General features: G+C 45.9%; 25 protein-coding genes. 20 read left to right on the plus strand and 5 right to left on the minus strand.

Features of this window, described 5'->3' with window-relative positions; translation table 11 throughout:
- Positions 1-2: 2 nt before the first annotated feature.
- The 3 genes from ybeY (at position 3) to lnt (ending at position 3,029) form a co-directional block, all read left to right on the plus strand.
- The gene (ybeY, locus tag AK966_RS06135) at positions 3-467 is read left to right on the plus strand and encodes an rRNA maturation RNase YbeY (protein ID WP_099079239.1); all 465 of its coding nucleotides are present in this window, start codon (positions 3-5) and stop codon (positions 465-467) included.
- Between the two features lie 107 nt (positions 468-574).
- A complete protein-coding gene (corC, locus tag AK966_RS06140) occupies positions 575-1,474 on the plus strand; it encodes a CNNM family magnesium/cobalt transport protein CorC (RefSeq protein WP_099079238.1) in 900 nt (299 codons plus the stop codon).
- A gap of 37 nt (positions 1,475-1,511) precedes the next feature.
- Positions 1,512-3,029 carry an apolipoprotein N-acyltransferase gene (gene lnt, locus AK966_RS06145; protein ID WP_119463727.1) on the plus strand — a complete coding sequence of 506 codons (1,518 nt, stop codon included), beginning with the start codon at positions 1,512-1,514 and terminating at the stop codon, positions 3,027-3,029.
- A 48-nt stretch (positions 3,030-3,077) separates the two neighbouring features.
- On the opposite strand, the gene AK966_RS06150 is transcribed toward lnt, so the two are convergent.
- Positions 3,078-3,548 carry a zinc ribbon-containing protein gene (locus AK966_RS06150; protein WP_099080926.1) on the minus strand — a complete coding sequence of 157 codons (471 nt, stop codon included), beginning with the start codon at positions 3,546-3,548 and terminating at the stop codon, positions 3,078-3,080.
- Positions 3,549-3,703: 155 nt separating this feature from the next.
- Here AK966_RS06150 and leuS point away from each other — a divergent pair, with 155 nt between their 5' ends.
- From leuS to lipA, 12 genes are all read left to right on the plus strand, one after another.
- On the plus strand, positions 3,704-6,280 hold the full coding sequence (gene leuS, locus AK966_RS06155) for a leucine--tRNA ligase (RefSeq protein ID WP_099080925.1): 2,577 nt from the start codon (positions 3,704-3,706) through the stop codon (positions 6,278-6,280).
- 228 nt (positions 6,281-6,508) lie between these two features.
- On the plus strand, positions 6,509-7,051 hold the full coding sequence (gene lptE / locus AK966_RS06160; RefSeq protein WP_099080924.1) for an LPS assembly lipoprotein LptE: 543 nt from the start codon (positions 6,509-6,511) through the stop codon (positions 7,049-7,051).
- A gap of 5 nt (positions 7,052-7,056) precedes the next feature.
- Complete coding sequence (gene holA / locus AK966_RS06165) at positions 7,057-8,076, plus strand: DNA polymerase III subunit delta (protein WP_119463728.1); 1,020 nt, start codon at positions 7,057-7,059, stop codon at positions 8,074-8,076.
- A gap of 88 nt (positions 8,077-8,164) precedes the next feature.
- On the plus strand, positions 8,165-8,482 hold the full coding sequence (gene rsfS, locus AK966_RS06170) for a ribosome silencing factor (RefSeq protein ID WP_099080922.1): 318 nt from the start codon (positions 8,165-8,167) through the stop codon (positions 8,480-8,482).
- Between the two features lie 4 nt (positions 8,483-8,486).
- Positions 8,487-8,957 (plus strand): 23S rRNA (pseudouridine(1915)-N(3))-methyltransferase RlmH, encoded by a 471-nt coding sequence (rlmH, locus tag AK966_RS06175; RefSeq protein WP_099080921.1) that lies wholly within the window; start codon positions 8,487-8,489, stop codon positions 8,955-8,957.
- Positions 8,958-8,986: 29 nt separating this feature from the next.
- The gene (gene mrdA / locus AK966_RS06180) at positions 8,987-10,912 is read left to right on the plus strand and encodes a penicillin-binding protein 2 (protein WP_099080920.1); all 1,926 of its coding nucleotides are present in this window, start codon (positions 8,987-8,989) and stop codon (positions 10,910-10,912) included.
- A complete protein-coding gene (gene rodA / locus AK966_RS06185) occupies positions 10,912-12,033 on the plus strand; it encodes a rod shape-determining protein RodA (RefSeq protein ID WP_099080919.1) in 1,122 nt (373 codons plus the stop codon). Before mrdA ends, rodA begins: the two co-directional genes overlap by 1 nt.
- 2 nt (positions 12,034-12,035) lie before the next feature.
- Positions 12,036-12,839, plus strand: a complete 804-nt coding sequence (locus AK966_RS06190; protein WP_099080918.1) for a septal ring lytic transglycosylase RlpA family protein — start codon at positions 12,036-12,038, stop codon at positions 12,837-12,839.
- 74 nt (positions 12,840-12,913) lie between these two features.
- A complete protein-coding gene (locus tag AK966_RS06195) occupies positions 12,914-14,092 on the plus strand; it encodes a serine hydrolase (RefSeq protein WP_099080917.1) in 1,179 nt (392 codons plus the stop codon).
- 151 nt (positions 14,093-14,243) lie between these two features.
- Positions 14,244-14,522, plus strand: coding sequence for a DUF493 family protein YbeD (ybeD, locus tag AK966_RS06200; protein ID WP_038865384.1), 279 nt, complete (start codon positions 14,244-14,246; stop codon positions 14,520-14,522).
- A gap of 176 nt (positions 14,523-14,698) precedes the next feature.
- The gene (gene lipB, locus AK966_RS06205) at positions 14,699-15,361 is read left to right on the plus strand and encodes a lipoyl(octanoyl) transferase LipB (protein WP_119463729.1); all 663 of its coding nucleotides are present in this window, start codon (positions 14,699-14,701) and stop codon (positions 15,359-15,361) included.
- Positions 15,358-16,323, plus strand: coding sequence for a lipoyl synthase (lipA, locus tag AK966_RS06210; protein WP_099080915.1), 966 nt, complete (start codon positions 15,358-15,360; stop codon positions 16,321-16,323). Before lipB ends, lipA begins: the two co-directional genes overlap by 4 nt.
- 344 nt (positions 16,324-16,667) lie before the next feature.
- Here lipA and glyA read toward each other — a convergent pair whose 3' ends face one another.
- Complete coding sequence (gene glyA, locus AK966_RS06215) at positions 16,668-17,918, minus strand: serine hydroxymethyltransferase (RefSeq protein ID WP_099080914.1); 1,251 nt, start codon at positions 17,916-17,918, stop codon at positions 16,668-16,670.
- A 347-nt stretch (positions 17,919-18,265) separates the two neighbouring features.
- On the opposite strand from glyA, the gene AK966_RS06220 reads away from it, so the two are divergent.
- Positions 18,266-18,868 carry a YitT family protein gene (locus AK966_RS06220; protein WP_119463730.1) on the plus strand — a complete coding sequence of 201 codons (603 nt, stop codon included), beginning with the start codon at positions 18,266-18,268 and terminating at the stop codon, positions 18,866-18,868.
- A 69-nt stretch (positions 18,869-18,937) separates the two neighbouring features.
- Here AK966_RS06220 and gmhB read toward each other — a convergent pair whose 3' ends face one another.
- The gene (gmhB, locus tag AK966_RS06225; RefSeq protein ID WP_099080912.1) at positions 18,938-19,489 is read right to left on the minus strand and encodes a D-glycero-beta-D-manno-heptose 1,7-bisphosphate 7-phosphatase; all 552 of its coding nucleotides are present in this window, start codon (positions 19,487-19,489) and stop codon (positions 18,938-18,940) included.
- A gap of 331 nt (positions 19,490-19,820) precedes the next feature.
- Here gmhB and metN point away from each other — a divergent pair, with 331 nt between their 5' ends.
- Genes metN through AK966_RS06240 form a run of 3 tightly spaced genes read left to right on the plus strand, consistent with a single transcriptional unit; the run spans position 19,821 to position 22,366 of the window.
- Entirely contained in the window at positions 19,821-20,855 is a 1,035-nt protein-coding gene (metN, locus tag AK966_RS06230) for a methionine ABC transporter ATP-binding protein MetN (RefSeq protein WP_119463731.1), read from the plus strand.
- Positions 20,845-21,522 (plus strand): methionine ABC transporter permease, encoded by a 678-nt coding sequence (locus AK966_RS06235; RefSeq protein WP_119463732.1) that lies wholly within the window; start codon positions 20,845-20,847, stop codon positions 21,520-21,522. Before metN ends, AK966_RS06235 begins: the two co-directional genes overlap by 11 nt.
- 34 nt (positions 21,523-21,556) lie before the next feature.
- Positions 21,557-22,366 (plus strand): MetQ/NlpA family lipoprotein, encoded by an 810-nt coding sequence (locus tag AK966_RS06240; RefSeq protein WP_119463733.1) that lies wholly within the window; start codon positions 21,557-21,559, stop codon positions 22,364-22,366.
- A gap of 93 nt (positions 22,367-22,459) precedes the next feature.
- Here AK966_RS06240 and AK966_RS06245 read toward each other — a convergent pair whose 3' ends face one another.
- Together AK966_RS06245 and syd are read right to left on the minus strand one after the other, a co-directional pair.
- Entirely contained in the window at positions 22,460-23,236 is a 777-nt protein-coding gene (locus tag AK966_RS06245) for a Zn-ribbon-containing protein (protein ID WP_119463734.1), read from the minus strand.
- Between the two features lie 2 nt (positions 23,237-23,238).
- Positions 23,239-23,784, minus strand: a complete 546-nt coding sequence (syd, locus tag AK966_RS06250) for a SecY-interacting protein (RefSeq protein WP_099080907.1) — start codon at positions 23,782-23,784, stop codon at positions 23,239-23,241.
- A 108-nt stretch (positions 23,785-23,892) separates the two neighbouring features.
- Here syd and queF point away from each other — a divergent pair, with 108 nt between their 5' ends.
- On the plus strand, positions 23,893-24,738 hold the full coding sequence (gene queF, locus AK966_RS06255) for an NADPH-dependent 7-cyano-7-deazaguanine reductase QueF (RefSeq protein ID WP_099080906.1): 846 nt from the start codon (positions 23,893-23,895) through the stop codon (positions 24,736-24,738).
- The last annotated feature ends 83 nt before the right edge of the window (positions 24,739-24,821 follow it).

The raw sequence follows: 24,821 nt of genomic DNA on the forward strand, positions 1-24,821 counted from the left end.
ACATGACAATTGAACTTGATTTACAACTGGCAGTCGAAAATGAAGAAGGCTTACCTTCAGAGCAAGATTTTCAATTGTGGTTAGACAAGACCATTCCTCTTTTTCAACCTCAAGCAGAATTGACCATTCGCATTGTTGATGAAAAAGAAAGTCACGAGCTAAACCATGAATATCGTGGTAAAGACAAACCAACCAACGTGCTGTCGTTCCCATTTGAAGTACCACCTGGTATGGAAATGGATCTACTAGGCGATTTAATTATCTGTCGTCAAGTTGTTGAAAAAGAGGCTATTGAGCAGAATAAGCCTCTGCTAGCACATTGGGCGCATATGGTTGTACATGGCAGCTTGCATCTGCTAGGTTATGACCATATCGAGGATGACGAAGCTGAAGAGATGGAGTCCCTCGAAACAGAAATCATGCAAGGCATGGGTTACGAAGATCCATACATTGCTGAAAAAGAGTAACCACAGGTTACTCGAAAGGGAAAGGCAACCTACCCAGGGCAATACCTCGTACTCGCCTTTCTACGTGAGCTATCACACATCTGATAGCGTTACTTAATTGAGAAACAATGAACGAAGATAATTCTCCCTCTTCTAACGAAGGTAAGAAAGAAAAGGCAGAAGGTCCGAGTAGAAAGTCCTTCTTTGAACGTCTAGGTCAACTATTTCAAGGCGAACCAAAAGACCGCCAAGAGCTTGTGGATGTTATCCGCGACTCAGAAATCAACGACCTGATTGACCACGACACCCGCGATATGCTTGAAGGTGTTATGGAAATCTCCGAAATGCGCGTGCGTGACATTATGATCCCGCGTTCGCAAATGGTTACGGTTGAGCGCACAGACGATCTGGATACATTGATCGCGCTAATTACCGATGCTCAACATTCTCGCTACCCTGTGATCAGCGAAGATAAAGACCATGTGGAAGGCATCCTACTAGCGAAGGACTTACTCAAATACTTGGGCTCAGGCAGTAACCCATTTGATATCGAAGAAGTGATTCGACCTGCAGTCGTTGTACCGGAAAGTAAACGTGTCGACCGCCTGCTAAAAGAATTCCGTGAAGAACGTTATCACATGGCGATTGTTGTCGATGAATTCGGTGGCGTTTCAGGCCTCGTAACTATCGAAGATATCCTTGAAGAAATCGTTGGGGACATTGAAGATGAGTTCGATGACGATGAAGAAACCGATATCCGCAAGCTAAGCAAACACACGTTTGCTGTCCGAGCTCTGACAACCATTGAAGAGTTTAATGAGACGTTCGGTACTGACTTCAGCGATGAAGAAGTAGATACCGTTGGCGGCATGGTAATGACGGCCTTTGGTCACCTACCTTCTCGAGGCGAAGTGGTTGAACTTGAAGGTTACAACTTCAAAGTGACTGCAGCCGACAACCGTCGTGTCATTCAACTTCAAGTGACGATTCCAGACGAAGAAAAACTGGTTGAAACCACTCAAGAGTAACGCGATACCCTAACAACGGGAATATCAGAAAAATATAATGATGAATGTACTCTTTCATCGCCTCAAGCGGCCCTTCGTGGCCGCTTTTGTTGGCGCCTTAACTACCCTAGCTTTTGCCCCTTATCAACTTTGGCCGATTGCCATACTTAGTCCAGCTATCTTGCTTATTCTTCTTGCAAACCAATCGCCCAAGCGTGCGCTATGGATCGGTTACGCTTGGGGTCTAGGTCAATTCTCTACGGGTGTTAGCTGGGTTTACGTCAGTATTGCTGGCTTTGGCGGTATGCCGCTGACTGCGAACCTATTCTTAATGAGTTTGTTGATTGCTTACTTGGCAATTTATTCAGGCTTGTTTGCTTGGCTAAACAACAAACTTTTCCCTCAATTTACGCTTACTAAAGCGCTGCTAGCGGCCCCAGCTTTATGGCTGATCACCGACTGGTTGCGTGGCTGGGTAATGACAGGCTTCCCTTGGCTATGGCTTGGCTACAGCCAAATTGATGCGCCGATGGCAAGCTTTGCGCCTATTGGTGGTGTTGAGCTTTTAACCCTGTTTATTCTTATCTGTGCTGGAGCATTAGCTTACGCTTGGCTGCACAAGCAATGGCTGATGATCATTATCCCTGCCGTGTTGTTGAGTGCTGGCTTTGGTATTCGCCAATACGACTGGGTGACTCCTCGCGTAAAAGACACCACTAAAGTGGCGCTTATTCAAGGCAACGTCGACCAAAAACTAAAATGGCTACCAAGCCAGCGTTGGCCTACCATCATGAAATATGCGGACCTGACACGTGAAAATTGGGATGCGGATATTATTGTCTGGCCAGAAGCGGCAATTCCAGCGTTTGAAATCGAAGTGCCGTCATTTTTAAGAAACATCGACAGTGCTGCGAAGATCAACCAGAGCGGCATCATCACCGGAGTGGTTAATCAAGGTGAAGACGGTCAGTTCTACAACAGCATTCTATCGCTTGGCGTGACACCATATGGCGATTACAGCTTTGATATGAACGAGCGCTATCACAAGCATCACCTATTGCCATTTGGTGAATTCGTACCGTTTGAAGAGATATTGCGCCCTCTTGCACCATTCTTCAACCTGCCAATGTCATCGTTCAGCCGTGGCGCGTTCGTCCAACCCAACATTGTCGCGAATGGCATGCACATGGCTCCTGCATTGTGCTATGAAATCATCTTTAATGAACAAGTGCGTCAGAACATCACTGACGAAACGGACTTCATACTAACGCTTTCAAACGATGCTTGGTTTGGACACTCAATTGGTCCACTGCAACACATGGAAATCGCTCGTATGCGCGCATTAGAGTTAGGCAAACCTCTGATTCGTTCAACCAACAACGGCTTAACCGCTGTGGCAGATCACAAAGGTAAAATCATTGAGCAGATCCCTCAGTTTGAAACTGCGGTTCTGCGTGCAGAGCTTACGCCGACAGACGGACAGACGCCTTACCGCATGTTTGGCTCTTGGCCACTGTATATTTGGGTCGCATTGAGCTTAGTGTTAGCTTGGTGGCTGCCAAGAAAACACAAATAACACTCCCAAAAAAGAGGCGATGATAGCCTCTTTTTTGTTTAATCAAGACTAAGGTTTGAGGGACTGACGACTAAAGCCCGTATGACCGCACTTTATGCATGGAATAATAACCGTCGGATGATTGTACGTTGTCTTATGACCACACTCATCACAGACTAACGTCCCTAATCCAATCACTTCTCCCGCCTCATACAAACCTTGGTGTTCTAGATCATCAAACAACTCAACCCACTCCACTTTGGTTCGGTCGGTAATATCGAGCAACCCTTGCCAGATTGAATCAGCAATGGTGAGGTAAAAAGGCCCACTCTTACCTTCTTCATAACTCTCAGAGAACTCTTTCAAATCGGCTTTTACGTAGGCGGAAATCAACGAAAGTTCATCCTTGGTCATATCGTTGGCGGCATCGACGACTTTGCCCGACGTTTCGAATACTTTGTTAACTTCATCCGGACTATGCTTCAATGTTTCAATCACATCTTCGAGCATTTCCTCATAACCTGCTTTACGTTTAGGCATAACTGACCTCCATCTTTCTACTTCCAAGCGTCACTTCAAGGCGCATGGGTATAGATTGGCTATTGTTGTGATCCCTTGCTTTAGGTATTCTATGATGATCTATATAAGTCTGTTCTAACCGAACTCACAAATTCCAAGATAACCGGATACCATCGATGCAAGAACAATATAACCCGCAAGAGATTGAACAAAAGGTTCAACAACATTGGGACAACAACGAGACCTTCGTTGTAAGTGAAGACCCAAACAAAGAAAAATTCTACTGTCTTTCTATGTTCCCTTACCCAAGTGGTCGCCTGCACATGGGTCACGTGCGTAACTACACTATCGGTGATGTGGTATCTCGTTTCCAACGCCTGCAAGGTAAAAATGTTATGCAACCAATTGGTTGGGATGCATTTGGTCTGCCTGCAGAAAACGCCGCAGTAAAAAACAACACTGCACCAGCCCCATGGACTTACGAAAACATTGAGTACATGAAAAACCAACTTAAGCTACTTGGCTTTGGTTACGACTGGAACCGTGAATTCGCAACCTGTACTCCTGAATACTACCGTTGGGAACAAGAGTTCTTCACTAAGCTTTACAATAAAGGCTTAGTTTACAAGAAGACGTCTTCAGTAAACTGGTGTCCAAATGACCAAACCGTTCTCGCAAACGAGCAGGTTGAAGATGGCTGCTGCTGGCGTTGTGACACGCCTGTAGAGCAAAAGAAAATCCCACAGTGGTTCATTAAAATCACAGAATACGCACAAGAGCTACTTGATGATCTAGACAAACTAGATGGTTGGCCTGAAATGGTAAAAACCATGCAACGCAACTGGATCGGTCGCTCTGAAGGTGTTGAGCTTTCATTTGAAGTGAAAGGCGAAGATGCACCACTAGAGGTATACACGACACGTCCTGACACCCTAATGGGCGTAACCTACGTTGGTATCGCTGCTGGTCACCCTCTTGCTGAAAAAGCAGCAGAGAACAATCCTGAGCTTGCCGCCTTCGTTGAAGAATGTAAGAACACCAAAGTAGCGGAAGCAGAACTTGCGACAATGGAAAAGAAAGGTATGGCGACTGGCCTTACTGCTATTCACCCATTGAACGGCCGTGAAGTACCTGTTTTTGTGGCTAACTTCGTACTGATGGACTACGGTACAGGCGCTGTAATGGCAGTACCTGCACACGACCAACGTGACTTTGAATTCGCAACAAAATACGGTCTAGACATCGTGCCTGTAATCAAGCCAGTTGATGGCAGCGAGCTGGACATCTCTGAAGCAGCATATACAGAGAAAGGTGTACTGTTCGATTCTGGTGAATTCGACGGTCTAGAATTCCAAGCCGCTTTCGATGCAATCGCAGCGAAACTAGAAGCGCAAGGCAAAGGCACTAAGACCGTTAACTTCCGTCTACGTGACTGGGGTGTGTCTCGTCAACGTTACTGGGGTGCGCCAATCCCAATGGTAACCACTGAAGACGGTGAAGTTCACCCAGTACCAGCAGACCAACTACCTGTCATTCTTCCAGAAGACGTGGTAATGGACGGCGTAACAAGCCCAATCAAAGCTGACAAAGAGTGGGCGAAGACCACATTCAACGGCGAACCAGCTCTACGTGAGACTGATACGTTCGATACCTTTATGGAATCGTCTTGGTACTACGCACGTTACTGTTCACCACAAGCTGACGACATCTTAGATCCAGAAAAAGCAAACTACTGGCTACCAGTAGACCAGTACATCGGCGGTATCGAGCACGCTTGTATGCACCTACTGTACTCTCGCTTCTTCCACAAACTGCTACGTGATGCGGGCTACGTGACTTCTGACGAGCCGTTCAAGCAACTACTATGTCAAGGCATGGTACTAGCAGATGCGTTCTACTTCGAGAACGAGAAAGGCGGTAAAGAGTGGGTTGCACCAACAGATGTTGCTGTTGAGCGTGACGGTAAAGGCCGTATTACTTCAGCTAAAGACACTGAAGGCCGTGATGTAACACACTCAGGCATGATCAAAATGTCTAAGTCGAAAAACAACGGTATCGACCCTCAAGAGATGGTAGACAAGTACGGTGCAGATACCGTTCGTCTATTCATGATGTTCGCGTCTCCAGCAGACATGACGCTTGAATGGCAAGAGTCTGGTGTAGAAGGGGCAAACCGTTTCCTTAAGCGTGTATGGAAACTGGTTCACGCGCACTCTTCAAAAGGTGCTGCTGAATCTGTAGACGCATCAGCGCTGTCAGGTGACCAAAAAGCACTTCGCCGTGATGTGCACAAAACCATCGCTAAAGTGACTGACGATATTGGCCGTCGCCAAACGTTCAACACTGCGATTGCCGCTATCATGGAACTAATGAACAAGCTTGCAAAAGCACCTCAAGAGTCTGCACAAGACCGTGCAATCCTTGATGAAGCACTTAAAGCAGTCGTTGCAATGCTTTACCCAATCACTCCGCACATCTCATACGAACTATGGGCTGCGCTAGGTGAAGCAGACATCGATAACGCAGTATGGCCAACGTTTGACGAGAAAGCGCTCGTTGAAGATGAAAAAACTATCGTTGTAATGATCAACGGTAAGCTACGTGCGAAGCTAACGGTTGCGGCTGACGCAACAGAAGAGCAAGTTCGCGAGCTTGGCCTAAACGATGAAAACGCTAAGAAGTTCCTAGATGGTCTAACCATTCGTAAAGTCATTTATGTACCAGGTAAACTGCTGAACATCGTTGCAAACTAGCCTATCGCAAAAAACGAAACGCAGCTTGTAATAACTCGACGTAAAGCGAACTAATTCGCTCGCTAAGAGTCATTAAACAGGGTGAGCTATCACCCTGTTTATTTAACTCTACCATTCACACCAAGTGGTTTGAGGTAAATATACCCAAGTGACTTCAAAATACCGGGCTCAGAACCTCTTGAGGTTACTTAGGTATATAACCCCTTCAATTTAGGATGAATACAATCAATGCGCTTTTTCTCTTTGATTAAACTACCAGTGATATTGGTATTAGCAGGGCTTCTTTCTGCCTGTGGTTTTCACCTTCGTGGCGAGTATTCCGTTCCGGAAGAGCTACATACCATGTCATTCAGTAGTTACGATGAGTACAGCCCGTTAACTCGTTACGTTCGATCTCAGTTAGCACTCAACAAAGTAGACATCGTGCAGCCTTCATCTAGCGTACCAAATCTACATCTAATTGAAGCAACGATGGATGAGCGCACGCTATCCCTTTATCAAAATAGCCGAGCAGCAGAAAAAGAACTGACTTACGTAGTGAAATACCGTGTCACTATTCCTGGTCTCGGTTCCAAAGGCTTCACCACAACCGTGAACCGTAACTACTTAGACAACCCACTAACGGCACTGGCTAAATCGGTAGAACGCGACGTTATCGAAGATGAGATGCGTCAACAAGCCGCTGGCCAAATGATGCGACAATTAGGTCGTGTACGTGCAGAATACGAACATGACCATATTGATATCAATGCGAAAAATACCAACTCATAACTAACATGCGAATTTTTGCCGACAAGCTGGCTGATCATCTAGCGAAACACCTCAAGCAGGTTTATCTGATCTTTGGTAATGAGCCGCTATTGATTCAAGAAAGCCGCCAAGCAATTCAACAAACTGCTCGTCAACATGGCTTTGAAGAAAAACATCGTTTTGCGGTTGACGCAAGCTTAGATTGGAACCAAGTTTACGACTGCTTCCAAGCACTAAGCTTGTTTTCAAACCGTCAACTGATTGAACTTGAGCTACCTGAAAGTGGCGTGAGCGCTACCATCAGCAAAGAGCTTCTTTCACTGTGTGACCTACTGCACGACGACATCATGTTGGTTATCGTTGGCACTAAATTGACCAAAGCGCAAGAAAACGCGAAATGGTTTAAAACGCTGAGTACGAAAGGCGATTGGATTAGCTGCTTAACGCCTGATCTACAACGCTTACCAATGTTCATTCAAATGCGTTGCCGCACGCTTGGTTTAAAAGCCGATCCACAATCATTGCAGATGTTAGCGCAATGGCATGAAGGCAACCTATTCGCGCTATCGCAAAGCTTAGAGAAACTCGCTCTGCTTTACCCGGACGGAGAATTGACCGTCGTGCGCTTGGAAGAGTCGCTAAGTCGCCACAACCACTTCACGACTTTCCATTGGATTGATGCTCTGCTCGCTGGTAAAGCAAATCGTGCACAACGAATTTTGCGCCAATTAGAAGCAGAAGGCGTTGAAACAATTATCCTAATCCGTAGTGTACAAAAAGAGTTCACTCAACTGCTAAACATGCACCGTGACTTAACTCAGATGAACATGAGTCAAGTATTTGAAAAGCATCGCGTGTGGCAAAATAAACGCCCCTTTTACAATGCAGCGCTGACTCGTCTGTCGGCCAACCGAATTTGTGCACTTTTGTCTCTTTTAGCGCACGCAGAGATAAAAGCGAAAACCCAGTATGATGACCCTGTGTGGCCAACGATCCATCAATTGAGCCTAGAAACCTGCTCTCCTGATATTAAGCTGGCAATTTAAAACTCAAAGCATGATATAGTGCGCGACCAGTTTTAACTCAACAACGTTGAAACTCCCACAGATTGAAAAGAAAATCGAGGAAAACCGAGTGCTTGGCGAAGAACTTAAAGACTTTTTAGCTGATAAAGCCGACGATATGAAAGCGGAAGAGATTGTCATTCTAAATGTAGAAGATAAGTCTAGCGTGACAGACTATATGATCATCTGTACGGGCACATCTAAGCGTCATGTGTCATCTATCGCTGATCACGTTGCGTCTGAAGTGAAAAAAATCGGCCTAGAACCGCTAGGCATGGAAGGCGAAAACGAGGGAGAATGGGTTGTTCTAGATATGGGCGACGCCATGCTACATGTCATGCAAGACGAATATCGATCTCTATACCAGCTAGAAAAGCTCTGGGGTTAATCTTTTGAAGATTCAGTTAATTGCCGTTGGTACAAAAATGCCAAAATGGGTCGAAGAAGGTTTCCAAGAATACCGCCGTCGCTTCCCTCATGATATGCCACTTGAATTGGTTGAAATCCAGGCCGGAAAACGTGGAAAAAATGCGGATATCGCACGCATCCTGCAAAAAGAAGGGGAAGCGATGTTGGCAGCCGTGCCGAAAGGCAACCGAATTGTGACACTTGATATTCCAGGTAAGAAGTGGGATACACCACAACTGGCAGAGCAGTTGGAAGCATGGAAACTGGACGCACGTGACGTTTCAATTTTAATTGGTGGTCCAGAAGGCCTTGCTCCCGCATGTAAAGCCGCCGCTGACCAAAGCTGGTCATTATCCGCTCTGACATTGCCACACCCGCTCGTGCGCATTGTCATGGCAGAAAGCTTATACCGAGCGTGGAGCATCACTGCTAACCACCCTTATCACCGCGAATAATCGCAGCTTAAGTCCAGAGACAAGCGTTAATGATCCGTAAACGCCGTAGTCAGATCCGAGATTATCAAGCCGAAGCGCGCCTGTTTGCCAGTCGTGCTATTGTTGCGTTCCTCGGAATCGCCGTTTTGATGGGTTTGTTGGTCGCCAACATGTACAACATCCAAGTGAACCAGTTTCAAGATTATCAAACTCGTTCCAACGACAACCGTATAAAAATTGTTCCTATTGCACCAAACCGTGGGCTGATCTACGACCGTAATGGCGTATTGCTTGCTGAAAACCGTCCTGTCTTTAACTTGGAACTCACTCCAGAAAAAATTAAAGACATTGATGGCACGATCAAAGAGCTACAAAACATTCTCGAGATCACTCCAGAGCAAGTCGCGCGTTTCCAGCGTGAACGTAAACGCACGCGTCGCTTTAAATCAGTGCCACTATTAACTCAGTTAGATGAAAAGCAAGTAGCGGTGTTCTCAGTCAATCAATACCGTTTCCCTGGTGTTGAGATCAGCGCGACACTCAAACGCTATTACCCGTTCGACGAAGTACTCACCCATGTGATTGGCTACGTATCACGTATTAACGATCGAGACATGCTGCGCCTGATTCGCGAAGAGAAAGATGCCAACTACCAAGCAACACGAGACATCGGCAAGTTAGGTATTGAGAAATACTACGAAGATATTCTCCATGGTACTGCTGGGTATCAAGAAGTTGAGGTGAATAGCCTCGGCCGAGTGATCCGCACCCTGAAATACGTGCCACCGATACCTGGCGAAGACATCGTCTTGAACCTTGATATCAACCTGCAACTGTACGTTCATCAACTGCTCGATGGGCGTCGCGGTAGCGCTGTTGTGCTTGATCCAAGAGACAATGGTGTGTTGGCAATGGTCTCTAGCCCAAGTTACAATCCAAATGCCTTCGTACACGGCATTTCTGGTAAGGCCTACCGAGCTCTACTGAACGATAAGAACCGCCCGTTGGTAAACCGTTCTACATTAGGCATCTACCCTCCCGCTTCAACCATTAAACCATTTATGGCCGTTGCAGCATTGGAAGAAGGTGTGGTAACACCGAAAACCACACGAAACGATCCTGGATACTGGCGTATTCCAAATTCAGATACTCGTCCGTTTCGTGACTGGTTACGTTGGGGGCATGGACGCGTTGATATCATTAAGTCGATTGAAGAATCTGTGGATACCTTCTTCTACCAAATCGCTTATGACATGGGGATCGACCGCATCTCAAATTGGATGATGATGTTTGGCTTTGGTGATTACACTGGCATCGATATTTATGAAGAAAGTAGAGCCAACATGCCAACACGTGAATGGAAGATGTCTCGTCATAAAACGCCTTGGTACAAAGGCGATACAATTCCGGTAGGGATTGGGCAAGGTTACTGGACCGCGACACCAATGCAAATAGCAAAAGCAACGTCAGTGTTAGTCAATGACGGGACGGTTATAGCTCCACACTTGCTAAAAGCAACCATCGATAACGGTGGTGATTTTGAACAGCAAGAGGCGTCTGAGTACGTCATTTATCCACCTATCCAAAACGTACCAGACAAGTACTGGAACATGGCGAAAGAAGGGATGCGTTTGGTTAACCATGGCCCAAAAGGTACCGCACGTCGTTCGTTCTATAACATGGACTACCAAACTGGGGGCAAGTCCGGTACTGCACAGGTATTCGGATTGGGTGAAGATGAAGAGTACAATGCAGACGATGTTGCTGAGCATTTACGTGACCACGCACTCTTTACAGGATTTGCGCCATTCAATGATCCTAAAGTGGTTGTTACTGTCGTACTGGAGAATGCTGGTGGTGGTTCAAGCAACGGTGCACCTGTAGCAAGAAAGATCTTCGACCGCGTCATTCTTGGACCGGAAAAAGTGGCCCCCGACAATGATAACGCCAACGAAAAACAAGAGGTAACGCAGTAATGAAAATGGATCCCTCTACAGGCAAGAACCGCGCCCTGTTTGAACGCTTCCATATCGACTTACCACTACTACTCGGCATATTATCTTTGATGGCTTTTGGCTTGGTCATCATGTATAGCGCAAGTGGCCAAAACTTGGCGATGATGGATCGCCAAGTCATGCGCATGACCCTCTCTTTGGGAGTCATGCTTGTGTTGGCTCAACTCTCTCCCAGAACTTATGAGAGCCTTGCCCCCTTAATGTTTATCGGGGGTTTAGTGTTACTGTTTGGTGTTCTCTTCTTTGGAGAGGCATCAAAAGGCGCGCAGCGCTGGCTAAACCTTGGCTTTGTCCGTTTTCAACCATCAGAACTGCTTAAACTGGCAGTGCCTCTCATGGTTGCGCGCTATATCGGTCGTCAACCCCTTCCTCCAACCTTTAAAACGCTAATAGTTGCTCTGATTATGGTGTGCTTGCCAACCATCCTGATTGCTAAGCAGCCCGACTTAGGTACATCGATTCTCATCGCCGCATCTGGAATTTTCGTGATCTTCCTTGCCGGCATTAGTTGGAAAATAATTGCAGGGGCAGCCATCGCGCTCGGAGGATTTATTCCGATCTTATGGTTCTTCTTAATGCGCGAGTACCAAAAGGTGCGGGTACGTACCCTATTCAATCCAGAATCGGATCCACTCGGTGCTGGCTACCACATCATTCAAAGTAAAATCGCCATTGGCTCTGGCGGAATTTCAGGCAAAGGTTGGTTGCAAGGTACGCAATCACAACTCGAATTCCTACCGGAGAGACACACTGACTTTATCTTTGCAGTAATTGCTGAGGAATGGGGTATGATTGGCTTCCTTTGCCTATTAACCATCTATCTATTCATCATTGGCCGTGGTCTCTACCTCGCTAGCCAAGCGCAAACCGCGTTCGGTCGAATGATGGCAGGCAGTATTGTACTCAGCTTCTTCGTGTATATTTTTGTAAATATCGGCATGGTAAGCGGTATCCTACCCGTGGTAGGCGTACCATTACCACTCATCAGCTACGGAGGCACTTCTATGGTGACCCTAATGGCCGGCTTTGGTATTCTCATGTCGATTCACACACACCGAAAAGCATTCTCTAAGGCGACCTAGACATGCAAAAACGCGCTTTATATTCCTTCGTTTTTTCTGCTGTGATTTTGGCAGGCTGTTCTTCTACCAACCAAAAAACACAGGAAGGCCGTTATGAACTTGAATCCGATGTAGCACCCGATAAACCGCTGTCGGTTGAGCACATCGAAGATGCGCACCCTAAATATGAACCATACAGCTTAGGCGGTAATAGTGATTACCATCTACGTGGACAAGATTACAAGATTATCCGCGATGCCCACGGTTTTACACAGACAGGTAAAGCCTCGTGGTATGGTAAAAAATTCCAAGGTCACTTAACGTCTAACGGTGAAATCTACGATATGTACTCAATGACAGCGGCACACAAAACATTGCCCCTGCCAAGCTACGTGAAAGTTACCAACACCGATAATGGAAAGTCGACGATTGTACGCGTCAATGACCGTGGCCCTTTCCATGAAGGGCGTATCATTGATTTGAGCTACGCCGCAGCACATAAGTTGGATGTCGTAAAGGCGGGGACTGCAAACGTACAGATTGAAGTTATCGCTGTCGATAAACCGACCGATGAAAAATCACTCGCGGCACACCCTAAATACGTCATTCAGGTCGCCTCTTCAAAATATGAAGATCGCGCACGAACTTTAGGCTCAGAACTGGGTCAAAAGCTCGATACTGAAACCTTTTTGGAGACTTCAAAAGAAACCTATCGTTTATTGCTCGGGCCATATAGTGACTACTCTCTGACTCAGGCAACCTTAGATAAAATAAAGTTGCTTGGTTATGCATCTGCATTTATCAAAAAACATAAAACTGACAAATGACCGATAAAGCCCCCTCTGATATAAGAGGGGATTCTGTTAATATGTCGCCAGTTAACCCAAAAATTTGAATTACCATGAATAAAAATATGTTTGTGAGATCCATTCTCGTTTCTTCGGTTGCCCTATCTGCAACCATCGCTCAATCTGCTTTTGCATCACCAATTGTTGTGCCGGATGCACCTCAAATCGCAGCGAAAGGCTACGTACTGATGGATTACCATTCAGGTAAAGTACTGGCTGAAAAAGAGATGAATGAAAAATTGTCTCCTGCTAGCCTGACAAAAATGATGACCAGCTACGTCATCGGTCAAGAACTCGCGCGTGGTAATATCTCAGAAGACGATGACGTCACCATCAGCAAAAATGCATGGGCGAAAAACTTCCCAGACTCGTCAAAAATGTTTATCGAAGTTGGTACGACAGTAAAAGTTAAAGAACTGAACCGTGGCATCATCGTTCAATCAGGTAACGATGCTTGTGTTGCAATGGCCGAGCATATTGCTGGATCTGAAGATGCATTTGTTGACCTAATGAATGCTTGGGCTAACACCCTAGGCATGAAAAACTCACACTTCGCCAACGTTCACGGCCTAGACAACTCAGAGCTATATTCAACACCATACGATATGGCACTACTGGGTAAAGCACTTATCCGCGATGTGCCGGATGAGTACCGCATCTACTCAGAGAAGAAGTTCACTTACAACGGCATCACCCAATACAACCGTAACGGCCTATTGTGGGATAAAAGCATGAACGTTGATGGCATCAAAACTGGCCACACAAGCAACGCTGGTTACAGCCTAGTGAGCTCAGCAACAGAAGGTCAAATGCGACTCATTGCAGTAGTAATGGGCACCAAAGACTTGAATGCACGTAAAGCAGAAAGTAAAAAACTGCTGAGCTATGGCTTCCGCTTCTTCGAAACCGTTGCGCCACACAAAGCGGGTGAAACCTTCGTTGAAGAAAAAGTATGGATGGGTAGTCAAGATACGGTTGCACTGGGTCTTGACCAAGACACTTACGTAACGCTACCTCGTGGTCAAGCGAAAAACCTAGAAGCAAGCTTCGTACTTGAGAAAGAGCTCGAAGCACCAATTAACAAAGGCGATGTTGTGGGTACGCTATACTACCAAATTAATGGTGAAGATATTGCAGAATACCCTCTAATGGCGCTAGAGACCGTAGACCAAGGCAGCCTATTTAGCCGCATGTGGGACTACATCGTATTGTTGTTTAAGAGCTTCTTCTAAAACAAGCTTCTTAAACACAATAACGTCCACAAAGCCGCCTAATTTGGGCGGCTTTGTTATACCCCTTTAAGCCACTTAGTATGATCTTGAGTTCAACCGAATTTGACTGTACTATTTCGCACCGCAACGAATACCAACTGGAGTTACCGAAATGCTAACCATCAACTCTGATGCAAAATTGAAAGACCTGCTTGAGTTTCCTTGTTCATTTACTTACAAGGTAATGGGTCATGCAAAACCTGAGCTTCCAGAACTTGTTCTTGAAGTTATCCAGCGTCATGCTCCAGGTGACTACAGCCCAGCAGTAAAACCAAGCGCTAAGGGCAACTACCACTCGGTGTCTATCAACATTACTGCGACTTCTATTGAGCAGGTTGAAACCCTTTATAAAGAACTGGGTGAAATCGACATCGTGCGCATGGTTCTATAATTTTTTGATGCATTAAATTTTTTTTGAAAGCAGCTTAGGCTGCTTTCTTTTTATTTATCAGATAGATAATAAAGTCCCATCCCACTTCCAGTTAAAAATCTGTTACTCAACTGTAGAGCATCAGGTTCATCCAGTTTATAATCCAAAAACTTTATATATTAGTGACAGGAATTCCCATGCAACACCAACTTGTTGTAAAACGACTTGGCCGCCAAGATTATGAGCCGGTATGGAAGGCGATGCATGAGTTTACTGACCAACGCACGGACGACACGCCTGATGAAGTTTGGTTGGTAGAACACAACCCAGTGTTCACTCAAGGGCAAGCAGGTAAAGCGGAGCACCTTCTTAACACTGGCGACATTCCTGTTGTGCAAAGCGATCGCGGCGGACAAGTCACCTACCACGGCCCGGGCCAGTTGGTTGTTTACTTCCTGATCAACCTACGTCGTAAAAAATTAGGAGTGCGAGATCTCGTTACGCACATTGAGAATCTCGTGATCAATACCCTAAAGGCATACAATATCGATTCCGCTGCGCGACCAGACGCACCAGGCGTTTATGTCGACAGCAAAAAAATATGTTCTCTCGGTCTTCGTATCCGCAAAGGATGTTCATTCCATGGCCTCGCACTAAACGTGGATATGGATTTAACCCCATTTTTGCGTATAAACCCATGTGGTTATGAGGGAATGGAGATGGTTCAGGTTAGCCAAGTTGGGGGACCTGACGACATCGAAACCGTGGAAAAACAATTAATACAAGAACTCGTTACTTTGCTTGATTATGAGCAAGTAAAATTCAGCACAGAAGCACCTTCTCAAGGTAATAAAGCATGAGCAAACCAATCCAGATGGAAAAAGGCGTTAAATACCGCGACGCCGACAAAATGGCATTGATTCCCGTAAAGAACATGCCTACAGAGCAGAAAGAAGTGCTACGTAAGCCTGATTGGATGAAGATCAAGCTACCAGCCGACAGCCAACGTATTCAAGACATCAAATCGGCAATGCGTAAGAACAAACTTCACTCCGTATGTGAAGAAGCGTCTTGCCCTAACCTCGCAGAGTGTTTTAACCACGGCACCGCGACGTTTATGATCCTAGGTGCGATCTGTACTCGTCGTTGCCCTTTCTGTGACGTTGCTCATGGCCGTCCTCTACCTGTTGAAGCAGAAGAACCGAAGAAACTGGCGAAAACCATCGCCGATATGAAGTTGAAATACGTCGTTATTACTTCGGTAGACCGTGACGACCTGCGTGATGGTGGTGCAGAGCACTTTGCTAACTGTAACCGTGAAATCCGCGAATTGAACCCACACATCAAAATTGAAACCCTCGTTCCTGACTTCCGTGGTCGTATGGACGTGGCACTTGATCTGATGAAAGACAACCCACCAGATGTCTTCAACCACAACCTAGAGACGGCACCTCGTCTGTATCGTAAAGCTCGCCCAGGCGCGAACTACAATTGGTCGCTACAGTTACTGCAAAAATTCAAAGAGCAGCATCCAAACGTACCGACTAAGTCAGGCCTGATGATGGGACTGGGTGAGACGAAAGAAGAGATCGTTGAAGTACTGAAAGACCTTCGTGCACACGGCGTAACCATGCTAACTCTAGGCCAGTACCTTGCGCCAAGCCGTCACCACCTGCCAGTAGAGCGTTACGTTCCACCTTCAGAGTTTGACGAGCTAAAAGAGATCGCACTAGAGCTTGGCTTCACCCATGCAGCGTGTGGTCCATTCGTTCGCTCTTCTTACCATGCCGACATGCAGGCGCAAGGTATTGAAGTGAAATAAGCACTGACTTACTTTGATGAGGAAAGGTTGGCTCTATGCCAACCTTTTTTGTATCTAACTTATATACTCCCAGAATTGGAGCGTTCATAAGAGATTTTCTCGAACAAAAAGCGCATCATTCTGACGAGCCTAAGCGATATCAGGAATCTGCTTTCAACGCACTTTAATTAACAGTGGTAACAAGAGATTCCCTATTCTAGAAAAACAAAAAGGCCCTCAAATGAGGACCTTTAAATTGGGTGAACTTTCGAAATAGATGGGGCGAGTTCTAGGAGAACACACGGAGTTTGCTTCTAGCAAATGAGTATGTTCGACAACGAAATCAGCTCACTCTACGAAGAAAGTTACGCGTAAACTGGTAGACGCTTACAGATCTCTAAAACTTTCTGTTTCGTTGCTTCGATAACTTCCTCGTTGCCGATGTTATCTAGAACGTCACACATCCAGTTCGCAAGCTCTTTCGCGTCTTCTTCTGTGAAGCCACGACGAGTGATTGCTGGCGTACCAACACGAATACCAGACGTTACGAATGGGCTACGTGGGTCGTTTGGTACAGAGTTCTTGTTTACTGTGATGTTTGCTGCACCTAGCGCTGCATCTGCATCTTTACCAGTGATGCCTTTGTCGATAAGATCAACGAGGAACAGGTGGTTCTCCGTGCCGTTAGATACGATCTTGTAGCCACGCTCTTGGAATTGACCAACCATCGCTTTCGCATTTTTCACTACGCGCGCTTGGTACTCTTTAAACTCAGGCTCCATTGCTTCTTTAAACGCCACTGCTTTACCAGCAATAACGTGCATTAGAGGGCCGCCTTGACCGCCTGGGAATACGGCTGAATTCAGCTTTTTGTACATATCTTCGCCAGCGTTTGACAAGATAAGACCACCGCGAGGGCCTGCCAGTGTTTTGTGTGTAGTCGTTGTTACTACGTGAGCGTGTGGAACTGGCGTTGGGTACTCCCCTGCAGCGATAAGACCAGCAACGTGCGCCATGTCTACGAATAGGTAAGCGTCAACTTTGTCTGCGATTTCACGCATGCGTTTCCAATCAACGATTTGCGAGTAAGCAGAGAAACCACCGATGATCATCTTAGGCTTGTGCTCAAGCGCTAGCTGTTCCATCTCGTCGTAGTTGATTTGACCAGCTTCGTCGATACCGTAAGGAATCACGTTGTAGTGCTTACCAGAGAAGTTCACTGGAGAACCGTGAGTTAGGTGGCCACCGTGTGCTAGGCTCATACCGAGAACTGTGTCGCCTGGGTTTAGAAGCGCCATGTACACTGCGCTGTTTGCTTGAGAACCTGAGTGAGGCTGTACGTTCGCGTACTCACAACCGAACAGTTGACATGCACGATCGATAGCGAGTGCTTCAGCTTTATCTACGTACTCACAACCACCGTAGTAACGCTTGCCTGGGTAGCCTTCAGCGTATTTATTCGTTAGCTGAGAACCTTGCGCTTCCATTACACGTGGACTTGTGTAGTTTTCAGAAGCGATAAGTTCAATGTGTTCTTCCTGGCGAAGGGTTTCTTCCTGGATAGCTGCGAACAGTTCCGCATCGTAATCTGCGATGTTCATATCACGCTTAAGCATCTGTATCTCCTGACTCAGATTAGTACTGAAAGTTGCAAAAAAAACCGAATAATGACCTAACGCAAACGTTTTCGTCACTCTAATAGCGCGCATTCTACAGAATTTGATCTAGGTCATAAAGAGAAATTTACAATTTTCTCATGCAGTTTTTTCATGATGACATGTATGGTTTATCATAGTGATATTGCAATCGATTCACTATGTAAACCTGAGTGTCAATTTTACGCTTTACACCCTGTAAAACGATAATTACATAGGTTTACCGCAAATTTTACCCCCTAGCTACCGAAAAGATCATCTTTTTACTACTATGCATGCCCCAAAACTTAGCAATAAATACAATATTGATGGAAAAACACTCAAATAAAGAAGATTGGATTGCGATTTTAACTGGCACATTTCTGGTTGCTCAGGGCGTATTCTTTTTACAGTCTACTAATCTGCTAACGGGCGGCACCACTGGACTGGCTCTTTTAATTACCCAATTTACGCCGTTTAGCTTTGGTGTTCTGTATTTTATCGCCAACTGCCCATTCTACTTATTGGCATGGAAACGCTTCGGGGGCCGTTTTGCGATTAACAGTGCTATCTCTGGCGCTTTGGTTTCCGTGTTTGCTGACCACTTATCTCTGCTGATTTCACTTGAATCCATCAATGAAGTTTACTGCGCCGTTGCAGGAGGCTTATTGATGGGCTTAGGCATGTTAATCTTATTCCGTCATCGCTCTAGCTTGGGTGGCTTTAATGTCCTGTGTTTGTTCATTCAAGATAAGTTTGGCATTTCTGTCGGCAAATCTCAGATGGCCATTGATGCGTGCATCCTGTTTGCCTCTTTCTTCTTCGTCACGCCTTGGATTATTGGCCTGTCTATTCTTGGCGCTTTTGCCTTAAACCTTGTACTCGCAATGAATCACAAGCCGCATCGCTATTCTGTGACCTATGGGTCTTAACCAAAAAGACAAAAAAAAGCCAGCAATCAATATGCTGGCTTCTTAATAAATCTTACGTTTGATATAGCGTTAACGACTTAAATATGCAGGAACGTCTGCAATGCTATCAAGTACAACCGTCGCGAGCGCTTCACCTTGTTCAGTGACAGGCTTACCTGTGCGAACCAAAATCTTAGTGCCAACGCCAGCCGCTTCTGCAGCCATCATGTCTTCGGCTTTATCGCCGATCATCACAGATTTCTCCATGTCGATCTTCAAGAAGTCACGCGCAGAAATGAACATGCCTGGTTTTGGCTTGCGGCAATCACAATCTTGTTTGTATTCGCCAATGCCATGTTCTGGGTGATGTGGACAATAATAAAAACCATCGAACTCAACGCCATTATCGACGAAGTTCCAATCCATCCACTGAGTTAAAGATAAGAAACGGTCTTCACTGTATTTACCACGCGCGATACCCGATTGGTTGGTTACAAGCACCAATAGGTAACCTTTATCTTTCAGTGCTTTCGTCGCTTCAAACACACCATCAATGTACTCAAAATCATGTTCATCATGAACATAGCCGTGGTCAACGTTGATCACGCCGTCACGATCGATAAAAACAGCAGGTTTTGCCAAAACGTATTTCTCTATTAACTCGGTTTAATCTGATTATTACACACCTTATAAACTTCAACACTATCTAATTCGTGTGAAGCCGACACAAAACAGTTGATTTGTTAGCAGAGAATCGGTAATTCTGGAAAACCACTCTTTTTCATACTTCTTCTTGTTTACGTACTGAAATAAAACATCCATACACTTAGACGTCTAGACGTAAAAATATCTATTGACTTCATTTCGCTTACCCCATAGCATCAACTGAGAATTGAGATAGAGTTCAAAATTTACTCCTGTTAAAAGCCGTTTTTAACAGTGAAGGTCCCAGTATCTCTGTGCAGGTTGAAACATGATAGAAATAAAAAACGTCAATAAAGTGTTCTACCAAGGAAGCAAAGAAATTCTTGCCCTCAAGGACATTAACCTAGATATCGCGAAGGGCACCATCTTTGGTGTGATCGGCTCATCGGGCGCGGGTAAAAGTACCCTGATCCGTTGTGTCAACATGCTGGAAGCCCCAACATCAGGCTCAATCATCGTTGATGGCGTTGATCTAACTACATTAAGCAAAAAGCAGCTGGGAGAAACTCGCCGCAACATCGGAATGATCTTCCAACACTTTAACCTGCTGTCGTCTCGCACCGTTTTCGACAATGTCGCCCTTCCTCTTGAGCTTGCAGGCAAAGACAAATCACAGATCACAGCAAAAGTGACTGAGCTACTTAAGTTGGTTGGCCTAGAAGATAAGCATGAAAGCTACCCAGCAAATCTAAGTGGTGGTCAAAAGCAACGTGTCGCCATTGCACGTGCACTCTCATCCGATCCAAGCGTTCTATTGTGCGATGAAGCGACTAGCGCACTGGATCCAGCGACAACGCAATCCATTCTAGAGCTACTAAAAGAAATCAACCGCAAACTGGATATCACCATCCTATTGATCACTCACGAGATGGAAGTGGTAAAAAGCATCTGCCACGAAGTGGCAATCATCGGTGGTGGTGAGTTAGTTGAGAAAGGTAGCGTGGGTGACATTTTTGCGCACCCAAAAACAGAACTGGCGCACGAGTTCATTCGCTCTACTTTGGATCTGTCTATCCCGGAAGATTACCAAGCACGCTTACAAGCAACCCGCGTTGACAATAGCTACCCACTGGTTCGCCTAGAATTTACTGGCGCAACAGTGGATGCACCACTGATGACGCAAATCGCTCGTAAGTTCAACATTGATGTGAGCATCCTAAGTTCCGATCTAGATTACGCTGGCGGCGTGAAGTTCGGCATGATGGTCGCCGAGCTGTTTGGTAATCAAGAAGACGATAACGCTGCGATTGAATTCCTACGTAAACACAACGTGAAAGTAGAGGTACTTGGCTATGTCCTTTAATGCAATTTCTGAATGGCTGAGCCTAAACAGCAACCTACTTTTAGGTGCAACATGGGAAACCCTTTACATGGTTGCCGTTGCGGGTATTGTTGGCTTCGCGATAGGCATTCCATTAGGTGTCATTCTGCACACCACTAAAAAAGGTGGTTTACTAGAAAACAACAAACTGAACCGCTTTCTTGGCGCGATCGTCAACATCGGTCGCTCTGTACCATTCCTCGTTCTGATGGTCGCAATCATCCCTTTAACGAAACTGTTGGTCGGCACGTTTATCGGCACGACCGCAGCGATCGTCCCGCTGACTATCGGCGCTATCCCATTCGTTGCGCGATTAATTGAAGGTGCCCTATTAGAAGTTCCAACAGGGCTGGTTGAAGCGGCACAATCAATGGGAGCAACACCGATGCAGATCATTACAAAAGTGCTACTACCAGAAGCAATGCCGACTATTGTTAACTCAGTAACCATTACCCTAGTAACACTTGTGAGCTACTCAGCGATGGCAGGCACTGTGGGTGGTGGTGGTCTTGGTGACGTTGCTATTCGATATGGTTTCCACCGCTACGATGTGGTTATCATGGCAGTAACTGTCGTGATGCTAATTGTACTTGTTCAAATTATTCAGTCCATCGGCGACACAATCGTACGCCGCGTGGACCACAGATAGCCTAAACATTTCTAAAAATTATAAGGAGATAACCATGAAATTTAGCCTTAAGAGTCTTTTGACTGCAGCAACCGTTGCTTCAACTCTCGCGCTTGTAGGTTGCGGTGACAAACAGTCTAACGAAAACAGCATCAAAGTCGGTGTCATGGCCGGCGCGGAAGCACAGGTGGCAGAAGTTGCCAAAAAAGTGGCGAAAGAGAAATACAACTTGGATGTTGAGCTCGTTACCTTTACTGACTATGTAACACCAAATGCCGCACTGGATGATGGGTCAATCGATGCGAACGCGTTCCAACACAAGCCATACCTAGACCAACAAGTAGAAGATCGTGGTTATAAGCTGGTCACGGTTGGAAACTCTTTCGTCTATCCAATTGCTGGCTACTCTAAGCAAGTGAAATCAGTGGATGAAATCGAAGATGGTGCGCGCATCGCAGTGCCAAACGATCCAACCAATTTAGGTCGCTCTCTACTGCTGCTTGAACAACAAGGCCTGATCGAACTGCGTGATGGTGCAGATCTGTTGGCAACGGTTCGCGACATTGTTGGCAACCCGAAAAACTTAACTATCGTTGAGCTAGACGCTGCACAGCTTCCTCGCTCTCTTGATGATGTTGCGGTTTCTATCATCAACACGACTTACGCAAGCTCAATTGACCTCACACCAGAACGCGATGGGCTTTTCGTTGAAGATAAAGAGTCACCATATGTGAACCTAATTGTCGCTCGTGAAGACAATGCTCAAGCGACAAACGTACAAAACTTCGTAAAAGCTTACCAAACCGAAGAAGTGCACCAAGCGGCAAAAGAAACCTTTAAAGGTGGCGTTGTTAAAGGTTGGTAATTCAACACCAATACGTCACAAAAACAAAAAGGCTGATGAGAATACATCAGCCTTTTTACTGTCTCATGTCGATAAACGCTATCGCTTGAAGCCTTATTTGATATGGTCCCACGACATATTCGATACGATTCGACAGTCATCGCACTTAAAATGGAAGATGTCATGCAGCGGCTCATCAAGTCGCCACTCCCCACCGCACTTGGGACATTTGCGTGCTTTTTCTGACTCTACCGACTCACCACCGACGCGATACTGATAGTAATACGTCGGAATTTTTGTAATGAACTCAATACGACCACGTAAATCCCAACCTCGACGGAATAACACACTGTCCGCATCACAAATTTCATGCAGTGCCGCGTGTTCAGCACGGCAGCCACCTGCCATCTGGATTTCATCACACGCTTGCCATTCGGTTTGCCACTTCACCACAGCTTTGTGATCACCGTTTAACGTAGGACCATTGCGGTAAAGAGGGATCGGCAATAGCGTTTCTCCACTACGTAGTGGAGAACAGGTATGCACGTAAGTAGTGTATAATACTTGCCAGCTCGGTTGCTCATCTTCCGCCGCTTCTTCTGAGTTCAAGTCTCGCCCTAACATGCGCATTTTCGGTGCTAGCAATGATGCTTCGGTCAAACGATTCATACACACTTTTACAAAGTCTGAATGATAACGTGGATGTAAACTGTCTTGCTCAGGGCAAACTACGCGAACGAAGAACTCGCCATCGCCCATCACGATAGGGAACTCACGACCTAACACTTGGCCGTTATAACGCAACGCATCCATCAAACCATTGATGGCTTTATCGACCGCACTCACTGTCGTGTTATCAAAGCATTCAAACTGCAACTCAACCACGTACATACTTACACCGCTGCCTCTAGCTTAGTCAGAAACTCCGAGATGCTTTCTGCTAACACGTCACGCTTATCCGTGCCTAGACGCTCAAGAATCACATTACCCGTTAGGTTACAAATGGAAATCACATCCAGCTCCGCATCGGTCGCAGCGATAAACACCGTTGGCTTTAACTTGAGACGACGCTGAGTAACTAAGTGGCCAAGAATATTCTCTTGCAGACGAGTAAAATCCTCATCACTCCATACTTGCAGTAACGTCAGCTCGTTACCTTGCCAAGCCGCGTCCATGTCTGCGCTGTATTGAGAGCCATAGAAAGTTTTGATGTCTTCATGCAGCGTTAATTCAATTGCGTTCTCAACATTCGTGAAATCCGCCATTTCTTCACGTGGGAATGCTTTCCACAATACTGCCCCATCGCGTTTCTCTTCTACACATGGAGAAACAAGATCAGCAAGCTCTTCACTGCGTGGCAGTTCATTGTGCTCATCTTGCCAAGCTTGTTGATAGCGCAGGCTAAACTCCTGTAGAGCCTGAGTAACGGTCTGGGTCATGAAGGTCTCCTCATTCCTTATTTATCAGATAGCGGTGTCTGCCAGATGGCAATTGTTCAGCGGATTAAGTAAAATTCTCGCTATTCTAATCGAAAATGACCACAAAGTATGAGCAAATATTCTGACGCTAAAGAGCTTGCCAGCCTGACTCTGGGTAAAAAGACCGAGTACGCAAACCAATACGATGCGAGTTTGCTGCAACCCGTTCCTCGCAGTTTAAACCGTGATGACTTAGAACTGGGCGATAGCCTACCGTTTTTGGGCCATGACATCTGGACACTCTACGAGCTTTCTTGGCTAAACAGCAAAGGCTTACCTCAAGTTGCGGTAGGTGAAGTGTACATTCCAGCAACCAGCGCAAACTTGATTGAGTCAAAGTCGTTCAAACTGTATCTAAACAGCTACAACCAAACGCGTTTTGCAAGCTGGGAAGAAGTAACAGAGCGTCTCACTCAAGATTTGTCAGCATGCGCAGGCGAACATGTACTTGTGGAAGTAAACCCGGTAACTCACTACGCCAATCAACCTATCGTAACGATGGAAGGTGAATGCATTGACGATCAAGACATCGAAATCGATAGCTACGATTTTGATGCCACATTACTTGAGGGGGCTGCGGGTGAAGAGCAGGTCGAAGAAATTCTTCACAGCCACCTATTAAAATCAAACTGCCTGATCACTAATCAACCAGACTGGGGCAGCGTAGAAATTCGTTACCAAGGCGCTAAGCTTGATCGTGAAAAGCTGCTTCGTTATCTCGTCTCTTTCCGTGAGCACAACGAATTCCATGAGCAATGTGTGGAACGTATTTTCACCGATTTGATAAAATACTGCCAGCCAAGCACGCTGACGGTTTTTGCTCGTTACACTCGCCGTGGTGGGCTGGATATCAACCCTTACCGCTCAACTGAACAAGATAAACCAGCACACAATAATCGCATGGCTCGTCAATAATGATCTAAAACACCCAGCTATCTGTTGGATTGCGCGGTGTTTTTCTCTAATATTGCTCGATTAAATATACGTGCATTACGACA

The sequence above is a fragment of the Vibrio sp. PID23_8 genome (assembly GCF_003584965.1).
Classification (GTDB): domain Bacteria; phylum Pseudomonadota; class Gammaproteobacteria; order Enterobacterales; family Vibrionaceae; genus Vibrio.